General features: G+C 74.5%; 2 protein-coding genes. Both read right to left on the bottom strand.

Features of this window, described 5'->3' with window-relative positions; translation table 11 throughout:
- Positions 1-1,737 (bottom strand): condensation domain-containing protein (locus VGC13_RS00755; protein WP_331123274.1); only part of this gene is annotated, 1,737 nt, incomplete at its 3' end.
- The gene (locus tag VGC13_RS00750) at positions 1,734-5,876 is read right to left on the bottom strand and encodes an amino acid adenylation domain-containing protein (RefSeq protein WP_331123273.1); all 4,143 of its coding nucleotides are present in this window, start codon (positions 5,874-5,876) and stop codon (positions 1,734-1,736) included. The genes VGC13_RS00750 and VGC13_RS00755, both read right to left, overlap by 4 nt.
- Between the last annotated feature and the right edge of the window lie 13 nt (positions 5,877-5,889).

The raw sequence follows: 5,889 nt of genomic DNA, 5'->3' as shown, positions 1-5,889 counted from the left end.
GAGGATGCCACGGAGCGCCGCCTGGGTCAGCAGCACGCCGACGCCGGAGTCTTCCAGCATGTACGCCAGGCGGTCGGCCGGGTACTCGGGATCCAGCGGAACGTAGGCGCCGCCGGCCTTCATCACGCCCAGCAGCGCGACCACCATCTCGGTGCCGCGCTCCAGGCACAGCCCCACGCGCACCTCCGGCCCTACGCCCAGCCGCTTCAGGTGGCGGGCGAGCTGGTTGGCGCGCGCGTCCAGCTCCGCGTACGTGACCCGCTCGCCTTCGAACGCGAGCGCGATGCGGTCGGGCGTCCGCGCGGCCTGCGCCTCGAAGCCGCCGTGGATCGTCTCCGGTCCGGGGAGCGCCGCGTCGGTGGCGTTCCACTCCCGCACCACCGTCTCCCGCTCGTCGTCCGGAAGGAGAGGGATGCGGGAGAGGGGGCGGTCCGGGTCCGCGGCGACGGCATCCGCCAGCACGCCCAGGTGGCGCCGCATGCGGGCGATGGTGGACGCGTCGAACAGGTCGGTGGCGTACTCCAGCCAGCCGTAGATCTCGCCGTCCGCTTCGCGCAGCAGCAGGGAGACGTCGAACTTGGCGCTGCCGCTCTCCAGCTCCACGGGCGAGACGGCGAGCCCGTCCAGCCGCAGCGCGTCGTCGGACGCGTTCTGCAGGGCGAGAAAGGCCTGGAAGAGCGGGTTGTGGCCCAGGCTGCGCCCCGTGTGCACCTCTTCCACCACCTGCTCGAACGGCACCTCCTGGTGCGTGTACGCGCCGAAGGTGGCCTCGCGCACGCGCCCCAGCAGCGCGCGGAACGAGGGGTCGCCGGAGAGGTCGCCGCGCAGGGCCAGGGTGTTGGCGAAAAAGCCGATCACCCCCTCCATCTCCGCCCGGGTGCGGCCGGCGATGGGGGTGCCCACCACCACGTCGTCCTGGCCAGAGTACTTCGAAAGCAGCGCCTGCCACAGGGCCAGCACCGCCATGAACAGCGAGGCGCCCTCGCCGCGCGCCAGCGCTACCAGCGCCGCCACCGTGCCGGCGGGGAGCCGCACGCGCTCGATGCCGCCGCGAAAGCTGAGCGCCGGCGGACGGGGACGGTCGGTGGGCAGCTCCAGCAGGGCGGGGGCGCCGGCCAGCTGCCCGCGCCACCACGCCAGGTGCCGCTCCATCGCCGGCCCCTGCAGCGTCTCGCGCTGCCAGACGGCGTAGTCGGCGTACTGCAGCGGAGGCTCGCCCAGGGGCGACGGCTCGCCGCGCACGAAGGCGCCGTACAGCGCCGAGAGCTCGCGGAACAGCACGCCCCGCGACCACCCGTCGCTGATGATGTGGTGCATCGACAGCACCAGCACGTGCTCGTCCGGCCGCAGACGCAGCAGCAGCGCGCGGAACAGCGGCCCGGCCGCCAGGTCGAAGGGGCGCCGCGCCTCGTCGTCCAGGCGGGCGCGCAGGGCGGCCTCGTCCGCGTCCGCGAGCTCGGCGACGGGGAGCTCGAACTCCGCGGGCGGGTGAATGACCTGCACCGGCTCGCCGTCCTGCACGGCGAAGGTGGTGCGCAGCGACTCGTGCCGGTGCACCGTCTCTTCCAGCGCGCGGCGCAGCGCCTCGCTGTCCAGCGGCCCCGCCAGCCGCAGCGCGCCGGTAATCCCGTACGCCGCGCTGCCGCCCTCCATCCGGTCCAGGAACCAGAGGCGCTGCTGCGTGAACGATACGGGAAAGACGTCCGCGTCCACCGCGGGCGTGTGGATGGACGTCATGGCTTGGCGGGGCTCTTCGGGTCGGCAAGGGCGGCGCGGCGCGCCTGTCGTGCAATGGGGGCCACGGCCGTCAGGTCCAGGGTGTGTCCCTGCACCAGCAGCCGGTCCACCTCTTCGGCAAGGGCGCTCACGGTGGGGCGCTGGAACAGGGTGCGCAGCGGCAGGGTGACCGAAAAGGCCTCCAGCACCCGCGACACCACCTGGGTGGCCTTGAGCGAGTGGCCGCCCGCGGCAAAGAAGTCGTCGTCGGCGCCCACGCGCTCCAGCCGCAGCACCTCGGCAAAGATGGCGGCCAGGCGCGCTTCGGTGGGCGTGCGCGGCGCCCGGTCGCCGTCGCCGGCGCGCCCGGCGTAGGGGGCGGGAAGGGCGCGGCGGTCCACCTTGCCGCTGGCGGTCAGCGGCATCGGGTCCATGAACACGAACGCCGCCGGCACCATGTAGCCGGGCAGGGAGGCCGCCAGGTGCGCGCGCAGCTCCGCGATGGAGGTGTCCGCCCCGTCCCGCGTGGACACGTACGCCACCAGCCGCGCCTCGTCGCCCTCGTCCTCGCGGACGGTGACGGCGGACTGGTGCACGGCGGGGTGCCGGGACAGGAGGGACTCGATCTCCCCCAGCTCGATGCGGAAGCCGCGCACCTTTACCTGCCCGTCGGTGCGGCCCTGGTACTCCAGCGTGCCGTCCGCCAGCCACCGCACCCGGTCGCCCGTGCGGTACAGCCGCGCGCCGGGAACGGGGGAGAAGGGGTCGGGAACGAACTTCTCCGCCGTCAGCGCCGGCCGGCCCAGGTAGCCGCGCGCCAGCCCGGTGCCGGCCGCGTACAGCTCGCCCGGCACGCCCACCGGCACGGGCTGCATGGCCCCGTCCAGCAGGTACGCGCGCATGTTGCCCAAGGGCCGGCCCAGGGTGACGCGGCCCTCCTCCACCTGTCCCACGCTGATGTTCACGGTGGTCTCGGTGGGGCCGTAGTGGTTGCGGATCAGCGCGTCGGGAAACAGCTCGCGGGTGCGGTCGCGCAGCGCGGCCGGGAACACGTCGCCGCCCAGCAGCACCGCCTTCAGCCCCGCGGGCGCCGGCTCGCCGGCGCGGATGCGCTCCACGATCGCCGCCCACAGCGTGGGCACGCCGCCAAAGCTGGTCCGCGGGTGCGAGCGCAGCGCGGCCAGCAGGGCGCCCGTGTCGGTGAGGGTCTCGTCCGGCAGCACCCACGCGGCCTGGCCGCGCAGCAGCGGCGGGTACATCTGGCGGACGTGCGCGTCGAACGAAAGGCGGCTCACCATCGGCAGCGCGAAGTCGGCGTCGCCCAGCACCGCCTCATTGAACCACGCCACGTAGTTGGCCACGCCGCCGTGCCGCACCAGCACGCCCTTGGGGGCGCCCGTCGAGCCGGAGGTGTAGATGACGTACGCCAGGTTGTCCGCGTCCACGCGGATCCCCGGCGAAGACTCGCTTTCCCGGGCGATCCGGTCCGCGTCGTCGTCCAGGCGGACGATCGTCCCGTCGTACCCGTCCAGCCGCGCGGCCAGCGCCCGCTGCGAGACCACGACGCGGGCGCCTGCGTCGCGCAGCACGTAGCGCAGCCGCTCGTCCGGCGCCTGCGGGTCCAGCGGGACGTAGGCGCCGCCCGCCTTCAGGATCCCCAGCACGGTGGACGGAAGGTCGATGCCGCGCTCGATGAACAGCCCCACCGGCGCGTCCGGCCGCACGCCGCGGGCGGCCAGGTGGTGCGCCAGGCGGTTGGCGCGGCGCTCCATCTCGGCGTAGGTCAGCGAATCACCCTCGCACACCACGGCGGTGGCATCGGGGGTCCGGGCCGCCTGGGCCTCGACCAGCGCGTGGATGGGGCGGTGGACGTCGTACGGGCGCTCCGTCGCGTTCCACGTATCCAGCACCGCCCGCCGCTCCCCCTCCTCCATCAGCGGCAGGCGCGAGATGCGCGCGCCGGGGTCCGACACGGCGCCGTGCAGCAGCACGCGCAGGTGCCCGGTCATCCGTTCGATGGTCGAGGCGTCGAACAGCGCGGTGCGGTACGAGATCCGGCCGCGCAGCCGCTCGCCGTCGTCCACGAACGACAGGAGCAGGTCGAACTTGGCCGTCTCGACGCCGGTGGGCAGGGTCTCGGCCACCATGCCGCCCAGCCGCGTCCGCGCCTCCATCTCCTGCATGGTGAACAGGACCTGGAAGAGCGGGGTGTGCTGCAGCGAGCGCTCGGGCGCCAGCTCCTCCACCAGCGTTTCGAACGGCAGGTCCTGGTGGGCGCAGGCGCCCAGCAGGGACTCGCGGACGCGCGCCAGCAGCTCGCGGAACGCGGGGTCGCCCGACAGGTCGCCGCGCAGCGCCAGCGTGTTCACGAAGCAGCCCACCAGCCCCTCCACCTCCGGCCGCGTGCGCCCGGCGATCGGCGACCCCACCACCAGGTCCTCCTGGCCGCTGTACCGGGCCAGCAGCACCTGCCACGCCGCCATCAGCGTCATGAACAGCGTGGCGCCCTCGCGGCGCGACAGCGCGCGCAGCCCCGCCGCCAGCTCCGCGGGAAGCGTAAAGCGGGCGACCGCGCCGGCGTGCCCCTGCAGGGCGGTGCGCGGGCGGTCGGTGGGCAGCTCCAGCACGGCCGGGGCGCCCGCCAGCCGCGCCTTCCACCACTCCAGCTGGGGGCGCAGGCGGTCGTTCGCCATCCGCTCGCGCTGCCAAGCGGCGTAGTCGGCGTACTGCACGGCCAGCGGCGCCAGCGGCGACACCTCGCCGCGGGTGAACGCCTCGTACAGCGCGGCCAGCTCGCCCAGCAGCACGCCGTGGCTCCACCCGTCGCTCACGGCGTGGTGCATGGAAACCAGCAGCACGTGCTCCCGCTCGGTCAGGCGGAACAGCCGCGCGCGCAGCAGCGGCCCGCGCTCCAGGTCGAACGGGCGCCACCCCTCGGCCATGATGCGCCCGTCCAGCGCCGCGGCGTCCACCTCTTCCACACCGAGCGCAAAGGCGCCGGCGGGGGACACGCGCTGCACCGGCTCGCCGTCCACCGTGGCGAAGGTGGTGCGCAGCACCTGGTGGCGGTGGACGATCTCGGCCAGCGCGCGGCCCAGGGCGTCCACGTCCACCTCGCCGGCCAGCCGCAGCGCCGTCGGAATGTTGTAGGCGCCGGTGCCGGGCTCCAGCTGCTCCAGGAACCACAGCCGCCGCTGCGCAAACGAAAGCGGCGCAGTCTCCGCGCCCAGCGCGGCGATCGGGGGCGTCTCGCCCCCGGCGCCGTCGCGCAGAAGCGCGTCTACCTGCACGGCCACGCCCGCCACCGTCGGCGCCTCGAAGAACGCGCGCAGCGGCAGCTCCACGCGCAGCACCTCCTGCAGGCGCGCCGCCACGCGCGTGGCGGAAAGGGAGTGGCCGCCCAGCGCGAAGAAGTCGTCGTCCACGCCCACGCGCTCCACCCCCAGGACGTCCGCCCACACTGCGGCCAGCACCTCTTCCACCGGCGTGCGCGGCGCCGCGTATCCGTCGCCGTCGGCGGGCGCCTTCTCCGGCGCGGGAAGGGCGCGGCGGTCCAGCTTGCCGTTGGCGGTCAGCGGGACGCCGTCCATCACCACGAAGGCCGCCGGCACCATGTAGTCCGGCAGCCGCTCCTTCGCCGCGTCGCGCAGCTCGCGCGCGGTGGGCGCGTGGTCGTGGCCCGTCACGTACGCCACGATCCGCTTCTCCCCGCCATCCTCGCGCACCAGCACGGCGGCTTCGCGGACCAGGGGCGAGGCCAGCAGCGCGGACTCGATCTCGCCCAGCTCGATGCGGAAGCCGCGGATCTTTACCTGGAAGTCGATGCGCCCCAGGTACTCCAGCGACCCGTCGGCCCTGCGCCGTGCGCGGTCGCCGCTGCGGTACAGCCGCCCCCCCGGCTCCGCGCCGAAGGGATCGGGGACGAAGCGCTGCGCCGTCAGCGCGGGGCGCCCCAGGTAGCCGCGCGCCAGCCCTGCGCCGGCCACGAACAGCTCGCCGGGAACGCCCAGCGGCACGGGGTGCATGGCGGCGTCCAGCACGTACAGCCGCAGGTCCGCCAGCTGCCCGCCGATCACGCTCGCCACGCCCGGGTCGCGCAGCTCGCGCCCGGTGACGGCGTGATGGGTGACGTGCACGCACGTCTCCGTGATCCCGTACATGTTCACGAGCCGC

It is taken from the genome of Longimicrobium sp. (assembly GCF_036399255.1).
In the GTDB taxonomy this organism is placed as follows: Bacteria; Gemmatimonadota; Gemmatimonadetes; order Longimicrobiales; family Longimicrobiaceae; genus Longimicrobium.
Note: the sequence above shows the minus strand (reverse complement) of the source record. Positions and strands in the feature narration are given on the sequence as shown.

Coding starts and splice junctions, on each gene's coding strand:
- VGC13_RS00750 (WP_331123273.1), bottom strand. CDS start 5,876: ATGTACGGGATCACGGAGACGTGCGTGCACGTCACCCATCACGCCGTC.